Annotated in this window: 16 protein-coding genes and 1 tRNA gene; 7 read left to right on the top strand and 10 right to left on the bottom strand. The window is 58.6% G+C overall.

Annotated elements, in window-relative coordinates:
- Positions 1-305 precede the first annotated feature (305 nt).
- Positions 306-575 (top strand): WhiB family transcriptional regulator, encoded by a 270-nt coding sequence (locus HMPREF3130_RS08910; protein WP_005511107.1) that lies wholly within the window; start codon positions 306-308, stop codon positions 573-575.
- Positions 576-1091: 516 nt separating this feature from the next.
- A tRNA-Ala gene (locus HMPREF3130_RS08915) sits at positions 1092-1164 on the top strand.
- 152 nt (positions 1165-1316) lie between these two features.
- Here the strand turns inward: HMPREF3130_RS08915 and rsrA are convergent.
- On the bottom strand, positions 1317-1625 hold the full coding sequence (gene rsrA / locus HMPREF3130_RS11615) for a mycothiol system anti-sigma-R factor (RefSeq protein ID WP_016422222.1): 309 nt from the start codon (positions 1623-1625) through the stop codon (positions 1317-1319).
- On the bottom strand, positions 1622-2251 hold the full coding sequence (locus HMPREF3130_RS08925) for a sigma-70 family RNA polymerase sigma factor (protein WP_016422221.1): 630 nt from the start codon (positions 2249-2251) through the stop codon (positions 1622-1624). The genes rsrA and HMPREF3130_RS08925 overlap by 4 nt, the downstream gene beginning before the upstream one ends.
- A gap of 98 nt (positions 2252-2349) precedes the next feature.
- Between HMPREF3130_RS08925 and ybaK the strand changes: the two genes are divergently transcribed.
- Positions 2350-2862: a Cys-tRNA(Pro) deacylase gene (ybaK, locus tag HMPREF3130_RS08930; RefSeq protein ID WP_049193314.1), complete on the top strand. Its 513-nt coding sequence runs from the start codon at positions 2350-2352 to the stop codon at positions 2860-2862.
- A gap of 39 nt (positions 2863-2901) precedes the next feature.
- Here ybaK and HMPREF3130_RS08935 read toward each other — a convergent pair whose 3' ends face one another.
- Positions 2902-3597 (bottom strand): SOS response-associated peptidase, encoded by a 696-nt coding sequence (locus HMPREF3130_RS08935; protein ID WP_070429787.1) that lies wholly within the window; start codon positions 3595-3597, stop codon positions 2902-2904.
- Positions 3598-3667: 70 nt separating this feature from the next.
- Between HMPREF3130_RS08935 and aroA the strand changes: the two genes are divergently transcribed.
- The 3 genes from aroA to HMPREF3130_RS08950 are packed head-to-tail and all read left to right on the top strand — an operon-like array spanning position 3668 to position 7567.
- The gene (aroA, locus tag HMPREF3130_RS08940) at positions 3668-5146 is read left to right on the top strand and encodes a 3-phosphoshikimate 1-carboxyvinyltransferase (RefSeq protein ID WP_070429788.1); all 1479 of its coding nucleotides are present in this window, start codon (positions 3668-3670) and stop codon (positions 5144-5146) included.
- Positions 5147-5148: 2 nt separating this feature from the next.
- Positions 5149-6195: a ribosome small subunit-dependent GTPase A gene (gene rsgA, locus HMPREF3130_RS08945; RefSeq protein ID WP_070429789.1), complete on the top strand. Its 1047-nt coding sequence runs from the start codon at positions 5149-5151 to the stop codon at positions 6193-6195.
- A complete protein-coding gene (locus HMPREF3130_RS08950) occupies positions 6182-7567 on the top strand; it encodes a chloride channel protein (protein WP_070429790.1) in 1386 nt (461 codons plus the stop codon). Before rsgA ends, HMPREF3130_RS08950 begins: the two co-directional genes overlap by 14 nt.
- Here the strand turns inward: HMPREF3130_RS08950 and HMPREF3130_RS08955 are convergent.
- The 4 genes from HMPREF3130_RS08955 to HMPREF3130_RS08970 form a co-directional block, all read right to left on the bottom strand.
- Positions 7564-8904 carry a fatty acid desaturase family protein gene (locus HMPREF3130_RS08955; RefSeq protein ID WP_070429791.1) on the bottom strand — a complete coding sequence of 447 codons (1341 nt, stop codon included), beginning with the start codon at positions 8902-8904 and terminating at the stop codon, positions 7564-7566. The two genes, HMPREF3130_RS08950 and HMPREF3130_RS08955, sit on opposite strands and share 4 nt — an antisense overlap.
- A gap of 69 nt (positions 8905-8973) precedes the next feature.
- Positions 8974-10038 carry a flavin reductase family protein gene (locus HMPREF3130_RS08960; RefSeq protein WP_049191133.1) on the bottom strand — a complete coding sequence of 355 codons (1065 nt, stop codon included), beginning with the start codon at positions 10036-10038 and terminating at the stop codon, positions 8974-8976.
- 329 nt (positions 10039-10367) lie between these two features.
- Positions 10368-10859, bottom strand: a complete 492-nt coding sequence (locus HMPREF3130_RS08965) for a DUF6912 family protein (RefSeq protein ID WP_070429792.1) — start codon at positions 10857-10859, stop codon at positions 10368-10370.
- Positions 10859-11269, bottom strand: coding sequence for an HAD-IA family hydrolase (locus HMPREF3130_RS08970; RefSeq protein WP_038627918.1), 411 nt, complete (start codon positions 11267-11269; stop codon positions 10859-10861). Before HMPREF3130_RS08970 ends, HMPREF3130_RS08965 begins: the two co-directional genes overlap by 1 nt.
- A 288-nt stretch (positions 11270-11557) precedes the next feature.
- Here HMPREF3130_RS08970 and HMPREF3130_RS08975 point away from each other — a divergent pair, with 288 nt between their 5' ends.
- Positions 11558-12181 (top strand): hypothetical protein, encoded by a 624-nt coding sequence (locus HMPREF3130_RS08975; RefSeq protein ID WP_070429793.1) that lies wholly within the window; start codon positions 11558-11560, stop codon positions 12179-12181.
- A 3-nt stretch (positions 12182-12184) separates the two neighbouring features.
- Here HMPREF3130_RS08975 and secA read toward each other — a convergent pair whose 3' ends face one another.
- From secA to HMPREF3130_RS11175, 3 genes are all read right to left on the bottom strand, one after another.
- The gene (gene secA / locus HMPREF3130_RS08980) at positions 12185-14887 is read right to left on the bottom strand and encodes a preprotein translocase subunit SecA (protein WP_070429794.1); all 2703 of its coding nucleotides are present in this window, start codon (positions 14885-14887) and stop codon (positions 12185-12187) included.
- A gap of 161 nt (positions 14888-15048) precedes the next feature.
- Positions 15049-15708 (bottom strand): ribosome hibernation-promoting factor, HPF/YfiA family, encoded by a 660-nt coding sequence (raiA, locus tag HMPREF3130_RS08985; RefSeq protein ID WP_016422210.1) that lies wholly within the window; start codon positions 15706-15708, stop codon positions 15049-15051.
- A gap of 161 nt (positions 15709-15869) precedes the next feature.
- Positions 15870-16127, bottom strand: coding sequence for a hypothetical protein (locus HMPREF3130_RS11175; RefSeq protein WP_141737802.1), 258 nt, complete (start codon positions 16125-16127; stop codon positions 15870-15872).
- Positions 16128-16501: the final 374 nt, after the last annotated feature.

The raw sequence follows: 16501 nt of genomic DNA on the forward strand, positions 1-16501 counted from the left end.
TGAAAACATGTAAATCGTCAGCGAGACAGGCACGCAGTTCACTGGTTGTGTAACCATGCAAGTCTCGCCTTTTTAGGCGCAAACTCTTTGGTGAGTCCCCACTACCTTTCACGTCGTATAGGCGATGGAACAGGTGGCCCCTCCCAAGATGCCTAATACCCCTGGGCAACCGGGAATGAACCCCAAACCTTCGTTGAGATACGGCGATTTGTCGTGTCTGACGAAATCCATTTCCGGAGCTGCCTTCCCGCAAGGAAATTTAACCCTGCCCTCACCCGGGGCTCGTAATGTTTTAGGAGTTTGTCATGGATTGGCGTCACAAGGCCGTTTGTCGTGAAGAGGATCCGGAGCTGTTCTTCCCGGTCGGTAACTCCGGCCCGGCTCTCGCCCAGATTGCTAAGGCCAAGGTCGTTTGCAACCGTTGCCCCGTTACTGCTCAGTGCCTGGCCTGGGCACTTGAGACCGGCCAGGATGCAGGTGTCTGGGGCGGCATGAGCGAGGATGAGCGTCGCGCACTGAAGCGCCGTCGCAACCGCGGTCGCACTCGCCGCACTCGCACCAGCACCGCAGTCTAATTAAAAGACTTACCCTCTTACCGTGTAATCTATACCGGTTGATACCTGTTTAACCCGATAGAAAGAGAGCCCAGCTATGAGCAAGCGTGGCCGTAAGCGCAAGGACCGTCGTAAGAACAAGGCTAACCACGGCAAGCGTCCGAACAGCTAAGTTGCCCTTAGTTGCAGCAGTCTTAGCCATCACCGGCTAAGACATCTCACTCCACCCCGGCACAACTCGGTATTGCACCGAAGGACGGGGTGGAGTTTTTTATGCCTCCAGCGGATACCTCAGCGGGTAGCAGATTTGAAAGTGACTAGGTTTATGACACATGAATTGAATTCACCCGCGGTTTTTTGTCATAAACCTAGTCACTTTCAACACCTTTTCGATGCCTCGTCGATACCGCATCCTCGCTTTCCGGATTAACCATCCGCCGGAACCTTACCAGCGAGTTTGGAGCCCAAACCCCACCGGGAGTAACGTCTAAAAATAGAGCTTTTACGGCAGCTTCAGCTAGGTTGCTCGAAAGCAACGGGGCTATAGCTCAGTTGGTAGAGCGTCGCGTTCGCAATGCGAAGGTCAGGGGTTCGATTCCCCTTAGCTCCACAAATAGCTCCACAAAAATATCCCAGGCCACATCACCGTGACCTGGGATTTTCCCATTACGCATTACCGCATTACCGTATTACGCAACATCGCATTAAGCATCAAAGGAATACGCGCCAAAAGATGACGCACCAAAACCTAGCCGCCAGCAGCTACCTGCGGTACTCCACCCGCGTATAGGACACGCGAATCCGAGTGGTAATGCGCTGACGGAGGTCCTCAGGGGCAGGTTGCTGGCAGCACCGGCGTAGCAGCCGTCGTATAGCTTGCTCGGAACCGAACTCTTCCAAGCACTGAGGGCATTTGTGAATGTGTTCCTCGAGAAAGCGGCGTTCCTCCGAATCACACTCTCCATCCAAAAATGCGTGTAGGCGCGAGTGGACATCCTGACAGAAAGCATCTTCACAGGCGTGCCCGCGCTCTGGCGTCTGCTCCATATCTTGGCTCGACTCTCGGCTCATCGCGGAGAATCTCCCTTCTCTTCTTTCAAGAATCCACGTTCCACGGCTACGTTGTGCAACGCGTCTCGGAGCTGTTTTCTTCCACGGTGGAGCCGACTCATCACAGTTCCGATGGGCGTGCCCATGATTTCGGCGATTTCCTTGTAGGGCAATCCCTCGACATCGGCGTAGTAGACCACCATCCGGTAGTCCTCTTTGAGGCTCATCAAAGCGTCACGAATTTCCTCGTCAGGAAGCTTTTCCAGCGCTTCAACCTCAGCAGAGCGCAGCCCTATCGAAGTGTGCGACGCGGTTTCCGCGATCTGTGAATCCGTGATGTCATCGGTGGCGTACTCGGCAGGACGTCGCTGCGCCTTGCGGTAGTTGTTGATGTACGCATTCGTCAGAATGCGGTAGAGCCACGCTTTCAGGTTCGTGCCCGGCTTGTAGGAGCGGAAGCCCTGAAAAGCCTTGATGTAGGTCTCCTGCACCAGGTCTTCGGCATCGGCGGGGTTGCGTGTCATCCGCAGCGCCGCTCCATAGAGCTGATCCAAAAGCGGCATGGCATCACGCTCAAAGCGCTGCGCAAGCTCCTCATCCGACTCATCAGTCCGGATGGCCGATGTTCCTGTCTGATCACCTGACATGCTACCTATCCTAAAACATCCGCACCCACGAGTCGGCCAGACCCCCGTCACCAGGCATTTCGTAGCGTGGCGGCACTGGTGTGCAACGATGGGAAATTATGTCGAAGAAGTCCGCCAAGAAATCCGCTGCCGCCACCCCGGCAATCGCCGTCTGTCAGAACGCCGGAATCGACTTCCACGTTCACCAATTCCCCCACGGCAGCGACAACTTCGGCGAAGAGGCCGCCTCTTGGCTACTAGAGCATCTCGGAGTCGAGCCCGAACGCATCTTCAAAACTCTCATTATCGAGCTATCCGGCAAACGCACTGGGCTGGCCATCGCCGTCGTCCCCGCCACCGGAATGCTCAACCTCAAGGCCGCTGCCGCGGCTGTCGGGGCTTCCAAGGCCACGATGGCCGACCCCCATGACGCGTCACTTGCCACCGGCTACGTTCCCGGCGGCATCTCCCCGCTTGGCGGTCGCCGCAAGCTCCCCACCGTCATTGATGAGACAGCCACTCTCGCCGACACTGTGTTTGTCTCCGGTGGTCGCCGCGGGTGGGACATCGAACTGTCACCCGCTGATCTGGTTTCGCTTTGCGACGCCACGGTCGCCGACATCGCCCGCTAACCCTGCGGCTACTCCTGCAACGTCCCCGCTGATACGGCCTTAAAACAGCTCCTCGTTGTGGCCGGGTGCTGCTCCATCGGGCCCATTCAGCAGGTGCGGCCCTTCATTCGCAACATTGCCGACGGCACGGTTGACCGGTCGGATGGTCAGCTTGTCCACCACCTTTGCGCTGGTCATACCGACATCTCCGTCTGCTGCCCAGGCCGAAAAATCCAACCAATCACTGACTTCGTCGTCGGCAAGCACGCGCGGCATACGATGATGCAGATTCGTGAGCTTCCCCACGGCGTCGGTGGTGAGAATTGTGGCGGAAACGATATCGCCCCAGCGCGCCCACAGCCCCGCGACGGTGAAAAGCGGTGCCTCATCGCCGAAGCTGACGAAGTAGGGCTGGCAACCCTTCCACTCATACCAACCATTCATCGGGATTGTGCAGGGCAAACCGTCGCGGAAAGTCGGTTTGGACTGCCAGGTTTCCGCGCGGGCATTGAAGAAAGGTGTCGTTGGCACTTCGCGGGCCCACTGCGGAATTAAACCCCAGCGCACGGTGGCGGCAATGGTTCCTGTGCGGCCGGGGTGCTCGCGGGCAAGCGCAACTATTGGCATGGTCGGGCCGATGTTGTAGCGCGAGGTGGGCAACGGGCCGTCGGCACGCACGGGCGCCAAACCGGGAATCTCAGCCGTGGTGCTGAGCAGTTCTTCGGCGACTGTGAAATTGACGAAACGACCACACATACCAACTGATTGTGCCGTTGACTCCCCCTCTAGTCGAGGTATGGAGTGAAAGTGTTCCATAATTGGTTGTGTGTGTTCCCAAAATCAGAATTGGTCCGCCCCTACTGTAAGTGTCGACGGTGCCGAGGCCGGTCGACAGCCTTTTAGCGCCACGGTGCAGATTGCCGGCTCGAAGTCGATTACGAACCGTGCCCTTGTCATCGCGGCGATATCTTCGACACCATCGGTTATCCATGGTGCTCTGCGCTCTCGCGATACCGATCTTATGATTCGCGCACTGCAGGCCCTGGGAACTGACATCAGTGCCGACTCGACATATTCGGGTGCCCCGAACCACACGCTCCGCGTCACTCCACGCATGCTTCGCGGTGGTGTCGTGGAATGTGGTCTCGCAGGTACGGTTATGCGCTTCGTGCCACCTATCGCAGCTCTTGCGCAGGGGTCGGTGTTCTTCGAAGGCGACGTAGAAGCCAAGGCTCGCCCGATGTCGGCCGTGCTGGATGCCCTGCGCAGCCTCGGTGTGAACATCGCGGGCAATGGGCTTCCCTTCACGGTCAATCCGCAGGGTCCGAATCAGGGCAACCGCCTCGGTGACTCGGTCCAGGAGCAGGATCTGCCGGACATCGGCGGCGAAGTGGAAATTGACGCTTCGGCTTCGAGCCAGTTCGTCTCTGGTCTGTTGCTGTCAGCACCGCGCTACGGCCGTGGCCTGGTACTTCGCCCGACCGGTGAGATTCCTTCCCGCCCGCACATTGACATGACCCTGGACATGCTTCGCGAGGCCGGTGTGCAGGTCGAGGAGACCACGGCCGACACACCTGAGGGACCACGCACAACGTTCACCATTCACCCGACCGAAATGATGGGTCGTACTTGGCAGGTCGAACCCGACCTGTCTAACGCCGCCGCTTTCCTGGCCGCTGCGGCTGTCACTGGTGGCAGCGTCACCGTGCCCGACTGGCCAGAGCACACCACGCAGCCGGGCGACCGCATCCGCGAGATCCTCACCGCTATGGGCGCTACCGTGACGTTCAACCGTCACGAAGGTGGCCGCACCAGCCTCACCGTCGTGGGCCCAAAGCCGTCCGAGCTGCGCGGAATCACGCTGGACATGTCCGAGATTGGCGAGCTGACCCCCACCGTCGCGGCCATCGCCGCCTTGGCCACTACCCGCACCGAGCTGACGGGTATCGCACACCTGCGCGGTCACGAGACCAACCGTCTTGCCGCGCTCACCACGGAAATCAACCGTCTCGGCGGTCGCGCGACCGAGCTTGACGACGGCATTGCGATCGACCCCGTTCCGCTCCACGGTGGTCTCTGGCACAGCTACGCCGACCATCGAATGGCCACCGCTGGTGCCATTGTTGGCCTGCGCACGGAGGGCGTGGAAGTCGAAAATATCGGTACCACTGCTAAGACCATGCCTGGATTCGATCTGCGCTGGCTGGAGATGCTCGGACTGGCCTCCCCCAGCCCTAGTTCGTTGGAAAAGTCAGTCGAAGCTCGACTTGATGGTGTGGACAACGGAACCGAGGCAGGGAAATAACAGTGGCGGCACGCAGGCGTGGACGGCAATGGGACGAGTCCGATGTACGCATCCGCCCCGGTAAAGGGTCGCGGCCACGGACGAAGGATCGCCCCCGCCACGCCGATGCCCACTGGGGCATGGTGGTGACCAAGGATCGTGGTCGTTGGGGTGTAGTCCTCGATAACAACCCTGATGTTGCAGTGACATGCATGCGTGCCCGCGAGCTCGGCCGCACCAATATCGTTGTCGGTGACCGTGTCGGTGTCGTAGGCGATGTCAGCGGCCGTGAGGGCACACTGGCCCGCATCGTCAAGCTGGCAGAACGCAGCACGGTTTTGCGTCGCACCGCCGATGACAATGACCCGTATGAGCGCATCGTCGTGGCCAATGCCAGCCTGCTGCTCATTGTGTGCGCAGTCGCCGATCCTGAACCTCGCACCGGTTTTGTCGAACGCGCGCTGGTCGCGGCCTACGCCGGCGGTGTCCGCCCCGTGCTCTGTCTGACTAAATCCGATCTGGCCGACCCAAAGGAATTTGCCGGGGAGTTCTCGGCACTCGGAGTGGATGTCGTTGTCTGCGGTATTAATGATGACTTGGCTCCCTTGTCAGAGCTCATCGATGTCCCCGGACGAGTGACAGCTTTGGTTGGGCATTCCGGTGTGGGGAAATCAACCCTTGTCAACCGGATTGTTCCTGAAGCCAACCGTGAGACCGGCGAAGTCAGCGGTGTGGGTAAGGGCCGCCATACCTCCACACAGTCGGTGGCGCTGATGCTGCCGTCGGAAAGCGAAGACAGCGCGACGTCGTGGATCATTGACACCCCGGGCATTCGTTCCTTTGGTCTAGCCCATGTGACACCGGAGACGCTGCTGGCGGCGTTTCCAGATATCCAGGCAGCGACAGATGAATGCCCACGTGGTTGCACCCATTTGGGACCGCCCGCGGATCCAGAGTGTGCCCTCGACAAGCTGGAGGGAGTTCAGCACCGCCGAGCGATGGCTGTGCGTCGCCTGTTGAGTGCAATCAGCGACAACGAGGATTGGGAGCTGGACATTGAAAGAGACTAGCCACACCGATTCTGTGGAGACGCCCACTGAAGCTTCGGCTGGTGCTGAGTCGGACAAAGCGGGCTCCGGACTCTACCCTGCTCCCGGCAGTTGGATTCGGCTGTGTATCTACACGCTTATCGTGGGTCTTGCGACAGGACTCGGCGCAGCCGGCCTCACACTAATAATGCACGGCATCGAGTACGCAGTTTACGGACAACATGAGGGCGACGTAGCCGTCGTGACCGATGGCACCACTGGCCTCCAGCGCTTTGTCGGAATTGTGTTGGCGGGACTGATTGCAGGACCGGTGTGGGCAGCGCTGCGCACAAAGGCCACGCCCATTGAGAGCGTTGAGGCAGGCATGAACGGTCGACTCATGCCGGTGTGGTCAACTCTTGTCAATGTGTTTTTGCAGATGGCGACCGTCGCTGCAGGTGCATCCATGGGACGCGAGAATGCCCCGCGTGAGCTCGGTGCGATGGTGGCTTCACAGATGTCGCATCGACTGCGCATCGATCCGCTACACCGCCGTATTCTGGTCGCAGCAGCAGCCGGTGCCGGCCTGGGGGCGATTTATCACATCCCGTTGGCTGGAGCGGTTTTCTCGTTGGAGATTCTGCTGGGCTCACTGAGCATTACCGCGGTGATGGTGGTGCTGGCGTGTTCAGCCATCGCCACGGTGACGTCGGGCATCGTGGTCGGCAGTAGCCCGCTCTACAGCCCAATTAATCTCTCAGACGGCTGGGGCAACCTCGGGGCAGCACTGCTCATCGGTGTTATCTGCGGTGCCATTGGCTACGCATTTCGCATTCTCAGCTCTCGAATGTCGGACACAGCACCGACTGGCTGGCACTCTGCCTGGGCCATCCCCCTCGCATTTACGCTGGTTGGTGTGATTTCACTGTGGGTTCCAGAAGTGTTGGGCAATGGCCGTATCGCTGCGACCACAGTTCTCATGGACCGCCCGCTGCTGGGTTTTGCAGTCATCCTGCTGATTGCGAAAGCTGTCGCGGTTCTCGTTACTTTCCGTTCTGGTGCCGTCGGTGGTCTCTTGACTCCCGGCTTTGCCCTTGGCGCGCTCAGCGGTTTCATCGTCGGCTGCTTCGTACAGCCATTGATGCCCTCAGTTCCGCTGAGCGACTTTGCGATTCTCGGCGCGGCGGCCTTCCTGTCGGCGTCCATGGCAGCACCACTTTTCGCACTGATCGTGACCGTGGAGTTCACCGGCCAGAATTCCTCGGCTTACTTAGCACTCTTCCTCGCTGGTGCAACTGCGACGCTGACCGTGACCATGATTCGCGCCTGGCTACGGCTCCCCCACAAGCAATCAATGCCATGGAACCGCGAACCAGCAGTCGCGGCTGCGGTTCGCAAGCGGGCCGAGGGCTAACCGCGCGCAGCAGTGTGCGTCGAGCGACCGGTGTAGGCCCGGACAATTTCCCGGACACCTGGGCGAAGACGGCGGAGCATTCGCAGGCCCGTCGCTAAGCCCTTGCGTTGCGGGGAACTGGACTGGAGCTCCGCTTCAACCTGCGGATACTTCTTGAACGCCGCCTCCGAACGTACCTCTGGGGCGTTGTCCGGGTCAGCGACTAAGAAACGATCCGGCAGCGACAACTTCAGCAGCGTGCGCTGGACCTGGAAGAACTGCTTCGGGAACGACCCCGTGTTGTATGGCAGGTCGTATTCCCGGCAGATCTGCTGAACCTGCTTCGAAATCTGCGCGAGCCTGTTGGACGGCATGTCCGGGAACAGGTGGTGCTCAATCTGGTAATTCAGATTTCCTGAGAGCACCGACAGCGCCAGCCCACCGTGGAAGTTCGCCGAGCCCAGCATTTGGCGCAAATACCACTCACTCTTGTCCTCGGTGTTGTACTGCTCCTTGGTGAAAGTCTCGGCATCATCCGGAAAGTGTCCGCAGAAGATGACCGCGTAGGCCCAAAGATTACGGGCGAGGTTGGCCATCATGTTCGCAAAGGCCACCTCACGGTAACGCGGACCCGCCATCGCCGGGAAGAGAACGTAGTCCTTGAGCACCTGGCGCCCCGACTTGTTGAGCACCTCCATGAGCTGCGGTCGGGCCTCATCCCAGGATTTCTTGCCGGCGAACACGCGCCCGAGCTCGACGTCATAGAAGGCCACTGCCCATTGGAAAAGGCTGGCCAACACCACGTTTGTCACCGGCTGCAGCAGCGTCGATGGCTTCCAACGGCGGTCACGAGTCACCCGGAGAATGCCATATCCCACATCGTTGTCCATACCGAGCACGTTGGTGTACTTGTGGTGGACAAAGTTGTGGGAGTGCTTCCACCCGCTGGATGGGCAGGAATTGTCCCACTCCCAGGTGGCCGAGTGAATCTCGGGGTCATTCATCCAGTCCCACTGACCGTGCATGGTGTTGTGTCCGATTTCGAGGTTTTCCAAAATCTTTGCCAACCCCAGCGCTGAGACGCCCGCCCATTTGAAACCCCAGTGCGCGGTGTTCTTCCACGACTTCGGCAGCATCCCCAATTTGTTCAGGGCCATGCCGGCGGTCGGCACCATCAGCAGGCCTCGACCAGTCACCTCAAGGGTGCGCTGAATGCGGATGAGCGTGCGGATGTAGCGAGCATCCTTCTGTCCCAGCGAATCGCGGTGTTGCTTTTCGATTTCCGCAAACCGACGCCCAATCTCTGCGACGTCTTCTTCGCTCAAGTGCGCATACGATGCGATATCGGAAATTGCCATGGGAAGGGTCCCAACTCCTTTAGGTAGTTTCTCCTGGTTAATGCAGGTTGAGATAGATGTGGGGCGAACTTACAGTTCGATACGCGCGTGCCCCGCCGGCGCACAGACGCACGTTCGGACCCGCTCGCCCGCCACAAACGTCGCCCCGGTGCGGATGTCCCGCGCTGCGCCGTCGGAGAGTTGCTGCACGCACGTCGCACAAATTCCCATCCGACAGCCGTACGGCAGGTCAACCCCGACGCTCTCGGCCGCCTCCAGGATGGTCGTTGCACCGTCTACGTCGATATCGCCTCGGCTGCCGAAACTCACCGTGCCGCCGACCTCCCCCGCCGCCGAGCGGTCAACGGTGAAACGTTCCGTCCGCAGCCCGGGAAACTCCGACTCAAGGTTCTTCAACAGTTCAACCGGACCACAGGAATAGGCGCTTGCCGACGATGCCAGCGCTCCAAAGTCAGCAATGATGTCGGTAACCGCCGCAGCGTCAATCCGCGGCTGCGTCTCGGTATTCCGGGCATGCAGGTGATACTTCAACGCGCTAGTAGCGCTGCGCTGTTCCAGCTCGCGAAGTTCGTTGACAAACACAGCTTCTGCCTCGCCGCGGTAGGAGTGAATGTGCTCGACTTCCACCGAGGCATTGCGAGCTGAAAGATCACGCAGCATCGAAATCACCGGAGTGACGCCGGAGCCTGCGGTAACAAACGCAATGCGGGCTGGGAGCGGCTCCGGAAGATGGAAATCCCCAGCCGGGGCAGCCAGGCGGACGACAGTACCCGGCTTGACATTGGCGACGAGGTGTTGGGACACGTAGCCGTCGTTGAGCGCACGGATGTTGATAGTCAGCAGCCCGTCATGAGGCCGCGGCGCATTTGTCAGCGAGTAGGAACGCCACAGGTATTTCCCCTTGACCTCTACGCCAAGTCCGATGAACTGGCCTGGCTTGAAGTCTGTTGGCATCCCCCAACCCGGACGGATTATCAACTCTGCTGAAGTAGGAGATGTGGGATTAATGGCCTCAATCTGACCGCGCAGCTCGCGACTTGACCACAGCGGATTTAGCAAATGCGTGTAATCATCGGGCAAAAGTGGCGTGGATAAATGCTTGAATACCCGGGAAACTTTGGTCTTAAGCCCCATTTTTGGCCCTCCTGACTGTCACGGGCGAACAAGTAATAACGCTGTTCATCAGTAGGCATGCCCCACCCGATTCATTATTACGTGTCCGTAGGTTACTTAGACGTAGACTACGGAGCGGTAAGTTATTGGTCAAGAGAAACAAATGATTTTGACACAAATAGCGAAATTGTCATTACCCCCCCCCTCGTGCGAAACACCCCCTTTGACATGGAGCTTATCTACACAAAACAATCCCGCCTTTTATACCCCCGCCGAAAACACTTGTGCCATACAAAAAAGGGGCTGGGTTCCTAAACCCAGTCCCCTTCATCAACGCCAAGCACGCGCTACTACAGGAAGTCGACCACCATGCCGAGCTCAGCTACGTCGTACCACGCCAGCGGGATCTCCAGCGCATCGCCGACAGTGAGCTCCGCATCCTCGTCACCGAGATCCGCCTTATCGACGGCATCAATCGCAGCCTCAACCTTGTTTTCCGCCTCTTTCACATCAATGTGGAGCGCTGCAACGTCGGCAAGCGAAATTGGGCCGCCGACCTTAACCACGGCATCTCCCATATCCGACTGCGGCTCCGCCTCCACATCAACGGAAATGACCACTCGACGGTGCGGGAACTTCTCTTCTGCGGCATCGAGCAGACGGAGCGACGCACGCGCAGCCTCATCAAAGGCTACGTCTGCCAGTTCCTCATCATCGCCCTCAGTAAAGAAATCGCGCAGCGATTCAGTGACAGCAAAGCCCCAACCACCGCGGGCGTGGAAGAGCTCATCCTCCTTCAGCGCCTCAAGCATGGAGAAAGTCGCTGGGATATAGACGCGCATTAGAACTCGCCCTCGAGACCCAGTAGACCGGCAATCTCGACCACTGCGCGGTCGAACTGCTGATAGAAGACTCCCACCATGCCGTTAGAGACGGCCGCATGGATGTTCTCAATCGAATCATCTACCAGCACGCAGTCCCGTGCCGGCAGTTCAATAGCCGCAGCGGCTGCATTAAAAGCCTCTGCCGAAGGCTTCTCATGGCCAATTTCACCAGAGAGCACAACTGCGTCTACCAGGCCCTCATCTTCGAGCTTGCGAATCGGATCCGCCGATGGGCCACCTGGGTCATTCGACAGGACTGCCAGGCCAACACCATTTGCACGCGCCTCTACCAGCAAATTACGCCAACGTGCCTGGTCTTCATCCGTGCCGTCAAGGACACCACAGTAATCGATAATCATTCCGCGCATGGCCTGTAGTTTATCGCATGACCTGCACGTTTGCCTTTTTTCCAGTTCAGCGTGTTAATTGGCTGTTCGTTACGCCCAATTGTAGGCGACCAGAACGGCCTTGACGGAAACCGATAGGACCATTAACAGCGAAACACTCAGCCCATTTCGCGACTGCGCCTTCTCCCCAATCCCCCCCCACGCCGGCCGTGAATTCCCCTTCACAAGCTGCACACTTAAAGCACTTGTAGGACAATGGTCTTCAGCAAGGGGGAACTTGCCAATGGAGCGTTTTAGGGGGATTAATCCATGGCACCAACGTCTCACGTACCAAAATCTCAGACACCGATGCCTTACGCGCTGTCGCACGCCGCTGAGCACCGCTCCAGTGGCAGGGAATCCATTGAACCGGCAACGGGCTTTTCGCTTCTCCACACAATTCAACTCGGCCAGTCAGCTAATGCCGCCGCCTCTCAAACCGCAAAAGTGGCACCGACCTACAGCGGATGCTCGGCTGCCACCGGAGCCGCTGTCATAACGGCATTACCGCCCGTCGCGGCCGCTCCTGCTGCAAAAAAGACGCCGCAAACACCGCACGTCGTCCAGCACTGTGAACAGAATCTGAGACAGGAGCTTGGCACGATTACTCGCCGCGTCTTCGACATCATCGCGGGTCGCAGGCGAGTCAACGATCTACGTCGCATCAATATCGACCCGATTATTCACGCTGCGATACTCACGCTGTCGAAGAACACCAGCCTCAAGGGTGTCGCGTTGCAATCCTTCCACGCCAGCGCTTCCGCGGACGGCAAAAAGGTCGAGTTCCTGGGTAGTTGCCGTGTCGGTCCGAAGGTTCGCGCGTTCACTGGCACGTTCCGCCGCGGAACAGCAAAAACGCGGCCATGGACCATGACCGCGTTTCGTGTGCTTTAGTGCTTAGCGACGGCGCTTGCGAGCCGCCTTCCGACGCTGTGCTCGGTTGCCCTCAGACTCTTGATCCACGCGCTGTTGCTCTGCACTGCCGTCCTCGCTGGGACCGGAGTAGGTCATCTGCTGATTTTGCTCAGCAGCTTCCGTCGGCAGAGCTGGAGCCTGGTTTTCCTGTCCCTCAGTGTTTTCCACTGCGGGCATAACCTGCTTACGGATTAGGAACAGCTGACGAACCGATTCTTCCTTGATGCCGTCCATCATCGCGGTGAACATGTCGTAGCCCTCACGCTGGTACTCCACCAGCGGGTCAGCCTGGGCCATGGCGCGCAAGCCAATGCCCTCCTTGAGGTAGTCCATCTCGTAGAGGTGCTCGCGCCACTTCTGGTCCATGACGTTCAGGATGGTGAAGCGCTCGATGTTGCGCATCTGGTCGTCGCCGCCAATTGCGGAGACCGCATCCTCAAGCTGGTCGTAGCTGGCCGAGATGTCCGTGTGCAGAGCCTTGGACAGCTCATCGGCCGAGAGGTCACCCGGGGTACCGAAGTCAGAGCCATCAATAAGCTCTTGCGCCGTAAACGTCGGGCTATAGAGCTGCTCAAGGGCATTCCACAGCTCGTCGAGGTCCCAATCCTCCACGTAACCGTCAGCGGTGGCACCGTTGACATACGCATCGACTACGTCGTCCTGCATGTCACGGACCTGAGTCTTCAAATCCTCACCTTCGAGGATGCGACGGCGCTCAGCGTAGATGACCTTACGCTGCTGGTTCATAACCTCGTCATACTTCAGAACATTCTTACGGATTTCGAAGTTCTGGCTTTCCACCTGAGCCTGGACGCTCTTAATGGAGTTGGAGACAACCTTGGAGTCGATAGGAACGTCATCCGGAACATTCAGAGTGTTCATCAGCGCTTCCATGCGCTGACCGTTGAAGCGAACCATGAGATCATCGCGCATGGACAGGTAGAAGCGGGTAACGCCCGGGTCACCCTGACGACCGGTACGACCACGCAACTGGTTGTCAATGCGGCGTGACTCATGACGCTCAGTACCCAGGACGTAGAGGCCACCGGCCTCACGTACCTTGTCAGCTTCTTCCTTCGACTGCTGACGAACACGCTCAATCTCAGCGTCCCACGCCTCTTCGTACTCTTCCGGAGTTTCCACCGGGTCCAGACCACGAGAGCGCAGATTCAGGTCAGCGATGATGTCCGGGTTACCGCCCAGCACAATGTCAGTACCACGACCGGCCATGTTAGTTGCCACGGTAACGCCTCCGAGACGACCCGCCACTGCGACAATCTCAGCTTCCTTCTCGTGGTGCTTAGCGTTCAGCACAGAGTGAGGAATACCTTCGCGCTGCAGGAGCTTGGAAAGGTACTCGGATTTCTCAACTGACGTCGTACCAACGAGAACTGGCTGGCCCTTTTCATGGCATTCGCGGATGTCCTCGACAACAGCGGCAAACTTTGCCTCCTGCGTTTTGTAAATCAGGTCGGGCAGATCCTCACGCTGCTTCGGGCGATTCGGCGGAATCGACATGACATTCAGCTTGTAAATCTGGTGCAGCTCAGCCGCTTCGGTCTCAGCCGTACCGGTCATACCGGACAGCTTGTCGTAGAGGCGGAAGTAGTTCTGGAGCGTAACGGTTGCCAGCGTCTGGTTCTCGTTTTTAATCTCCACCCCTTCCTTGGCCTCAATTGCCTGGTGCATGCCCTCGTTATAGCGACGGCCTGCCAGCACGCGACCGGTGAACTCATCGACAATGAGGATCTCACCATTGCGGATAATGTAATCCTTGTCGCGGGTGAACAGCTCCTTGGCCTTCAGGGCATTGTTCAGGTAGCTGACCAGCGAGGAGTTTTCCGGAGCATACAGGTTGGCAATACCCAGCTGATCCTCAACGAATTCAACGCCCTCTTCACGAATACCGATGGTGCGCTTACGCTCATCGACTTCGTAGTGAATGTCGCGCTTCATACGCGGCACAATCTTGGAGAACGCCAGGTACCAGTGCGGATCGCCATCTGCCGGACCGGAAATGATTAACGGGGTACGGGCCTCGTCAATCAGAATCGAGTCAACCTCATCGACGATGGCGAAGTGGTGCCCACGCTGCACCAAATCGTCGAGCGAATGCGCCATGTTATCGCGCAGGTAGTCAAAGCCGAACTCGTTGTTCGTGCCGTAGGTGATGTCGGCAGCATAGGCCTTGCGGCGCTGGTCCGGACTGAGCTCAGAGAGAATCACGGAAGTCTCAAGCCCCAGGAAGCGGTGGACTCGACCCATCCACTCCGCGTCACGCTTAGCCAGGTAGTCATTAACCGTAACGACATGAACACCCTTGCCTGCCAACGCATTGAGGTATGCGGGCAGCACACAGGTCAGGGTCTTACCTTCACCAGTACCCATCTCGGCAACGTTGCCGAAGTGCAGTGCCGCACCGCCCATAACCTGGACGCGGTAGTGCTTCTGCCCCAGCACGCGCCAGGATGCCTCGCGCGCCGTGGCGAAAGCATCCAGAAGCAAATCGTCTACATCGGCACCGTCAGCCAGCTGCTTCTTAAACTCCTCGGTCTTGGCACGGAGTTCATCGTCTGAAAGAGCTGCGTACTCGTCTTCCTTGGCGATGACCTGATCTGCAATATTGCCAAGCCTCTTGACAGCGCGGCCTTCACCAATGCGGAGCAACTTGCTGAGCGAAAACACTAAATTGGGACCTTTCCGGCCGATTCACGTCGAACTTTAATGTGCAACGGTTGATTATACGACGAACCCGCCTTCCCTTCTAAGAGAAGACGGGCTCATGTGAGCAATTACTTACCAATACACAGCTCTGCGCGGTATTGCGTGCTCTTTTTGGTGAAGACTTACTTCTCGTCTTCGTCTGCCAGCTCAATCAGACCGTAGTCGTATGCGTGACGACGGTAGACCACGGACGGACGAGAGGTTGCCTCGTTAACGAAGAGGTAGAAGTCGTGACCGACGAGCTCCATCTCAGACAAAGCATCTTCCACCGTCATCGGAGTTGCGGAGTGCTGCTTGGTACGCACAACCTGACCCGGGGTCACGTCCTCGACCAGATCCTCGTACGGATCAGCCTTTTCCGGAGCCGCTGCCTCAGCCTCTGCAACCAGCGAAGCAGTTGCCTCGCCGACGGACATCGGTGCACGGTGGCCAGAACGGCTAATCTTGCGGCGAGCCTTCACCTTACGCAGGGAGCGCTCCATCTTGCCCAGAGCAGACTCCAGTGCAGCGTAGAAGCTATCTTCCTTGGCTTCCGCACGAGCCAGGTGACCCTTGCCAGTAGCGGTGATCTGAATACGGTCAGAGCGGTCTGCACGGCGCGGATTCGGCTCGTGCTGGAGCTCCACGTGGAAGAAGGTCAAAGTCGGGTCGAGGCGCTCAATCTTCGCCAGCTTCGCCTTAACACGATCTGCGAAGTGCTCTGGAACCTCAACATTGCGCCCGGTGATGGTCACCTGAGCGTTCGGGCTGAGTACCTCGTTGTTGTCAGCAGGTGTGGACACTTGCTACCTACCTCCCGGTATGGCCACCGCCCTTCCGTGAGCGGGATTACTCACGGCGTCTACGGTGACGAGTCTTTCTGCACCCCCAGGATACAGTTCCGGGGGTAACCAATGCCACGTTCCCCTCGTTTATTTTTCGCTTGCCGACGACACCCCTGCGTCTACGCCCGGGCGAGCACCAACACCATGTCGATGCGAATCCCCAATGACGCTGCCACCAACTCGGTTTCCGCTGCAGTGGCACCAGTAGTGGCCACATCATCAACCAGAATTACTGTCGCCTGCGCACAGCGTTGTCGCAGCTTGTCGCTAATTCCGCGCTTGAATTGCGTCAGCGGCACAATGTGGCCAGAAAGATTTCGTCTGCGTTGAGAAGCCCCCAGCTCCGCGGAATCCCGCGTGCGCCCGCCAATGCGCACCAGGGGCAATACCGAACTGGAGGGGAGCTGACTGCAAGCAAAGTCGCAGGCAATTGTTACCGGGTCCCCACCCCGTTGTCGACGGGATGACGATCTTGTCGGCGCGGGAATCAAAATGACGGGGGTAATTTCCGGGGGCATTATATGGCCATCAGAGGCTAGCCTTCGTACCGCAGCGGCGAACACGGCCCCCATGATTCGTCTGGCTTCACCACTGCCCCGTTCTTTGGCCGACAAAATGAGATGTCTCCTCGCACCCGAGTACGGACCGCAGGTCCACGCTGCTGCGCGTAACGCAGCCCGCGGTGAAAACCGCACTGGAGGTTGCTGAAGATCGTCCTTGCAATCGCGACACAGCGTCCCGGAGCAGCCGC

The organism is Corynebacterium sp. HMSC14B06 (genome assembly GCF_001807075.1).
Taxonomy (GTDB): domain Bacteria; phylum Actinomycetota; class Actinomycetes; order Mycobacteriales; family Mycobacteriaceae; genus Corynebacterium; species Corynebacterium jeikeium_D.

What these genes read in the sequence shown, in the direction of transcription:
- HMPREF3130_RS08970 (WP_038627918.1), bottom strand. Translation starts at nt 11,269, where the DNA reads ATGCGCGGAATGATTATCGATTACTGTGGTGTCCTTGACGGCACGGAT.
- HMPREF3130_RS08975 (WP_070429793.1), top strand. Translation starts at nt 11,558, where the DNA reads ATGGCACCAACGTCTCACGTACCAAAATCTCAGACACCGATGCCTTAC.
- HMPREF3130_RS08935 (WP_070429787.1), bottom strand. Translation starts at nt 3,597, where the DNA reads ATGTGTGGTCGTTTCGTCAATTTCACAGTCGCCGAAGAACTGCTCAGC.
- rsrA (WP_016422222.1), bottom strand. Translation starts at nt 1,625, where the DNA reads ATGAGCCGAGAGTCGAGCCAAGATATGGAGCAGACGCCAGAGCGCGGG.
- HMPREF3130_RS08925 (WP_016422221.1), bottom strand. Translation starts at nt 2,251, where the DNA reads ATGTCAGGTGATCAGACAGGAACATCGGCCATCCGGACTGATGAGTCG.
- HMPREF3130_RS08955 (WP_070429791.1), bottom strand. Translation starts at nt 8,904, where the DNA reads ATGGCAATTTCCGATATCGCATCGTATGCGCACTTGAGCGAAGAAGAC.
- HMPREF3130_RS08965 (WP_070429792.1), bottom strand. Translation starts at nt 10,859, where the DNA reads ATGCGCGTCTATATCCCAGCGACTTTCTCCATGCTTGAGGCGCTGAAG.
- HMPREF3130_RS08960 (WP_049191133.1), bottom strand. Translation starts at nt 10,038, where the DNA reads ATGGGGCTTAAGACCAAAGTTTCCCGGGTATTCAAGCATTTATCCACG.
- ybaK (WP_049193314.1), top strand. Translation starts at nt 2,350, where the DNA reads ATGTCGAAGAAGTCCGCCAAGAAATCCGCTGCCGCCACCCCGGCAATC.
- HMPREF3130_RS08910 (WP_005511107.1), top strand. Translation starts at nt 306, where the DNA reads ATGGATTGGCGTCACAAGGCCGTTTGTCGTGAAGAGGATCCGGAGCTG.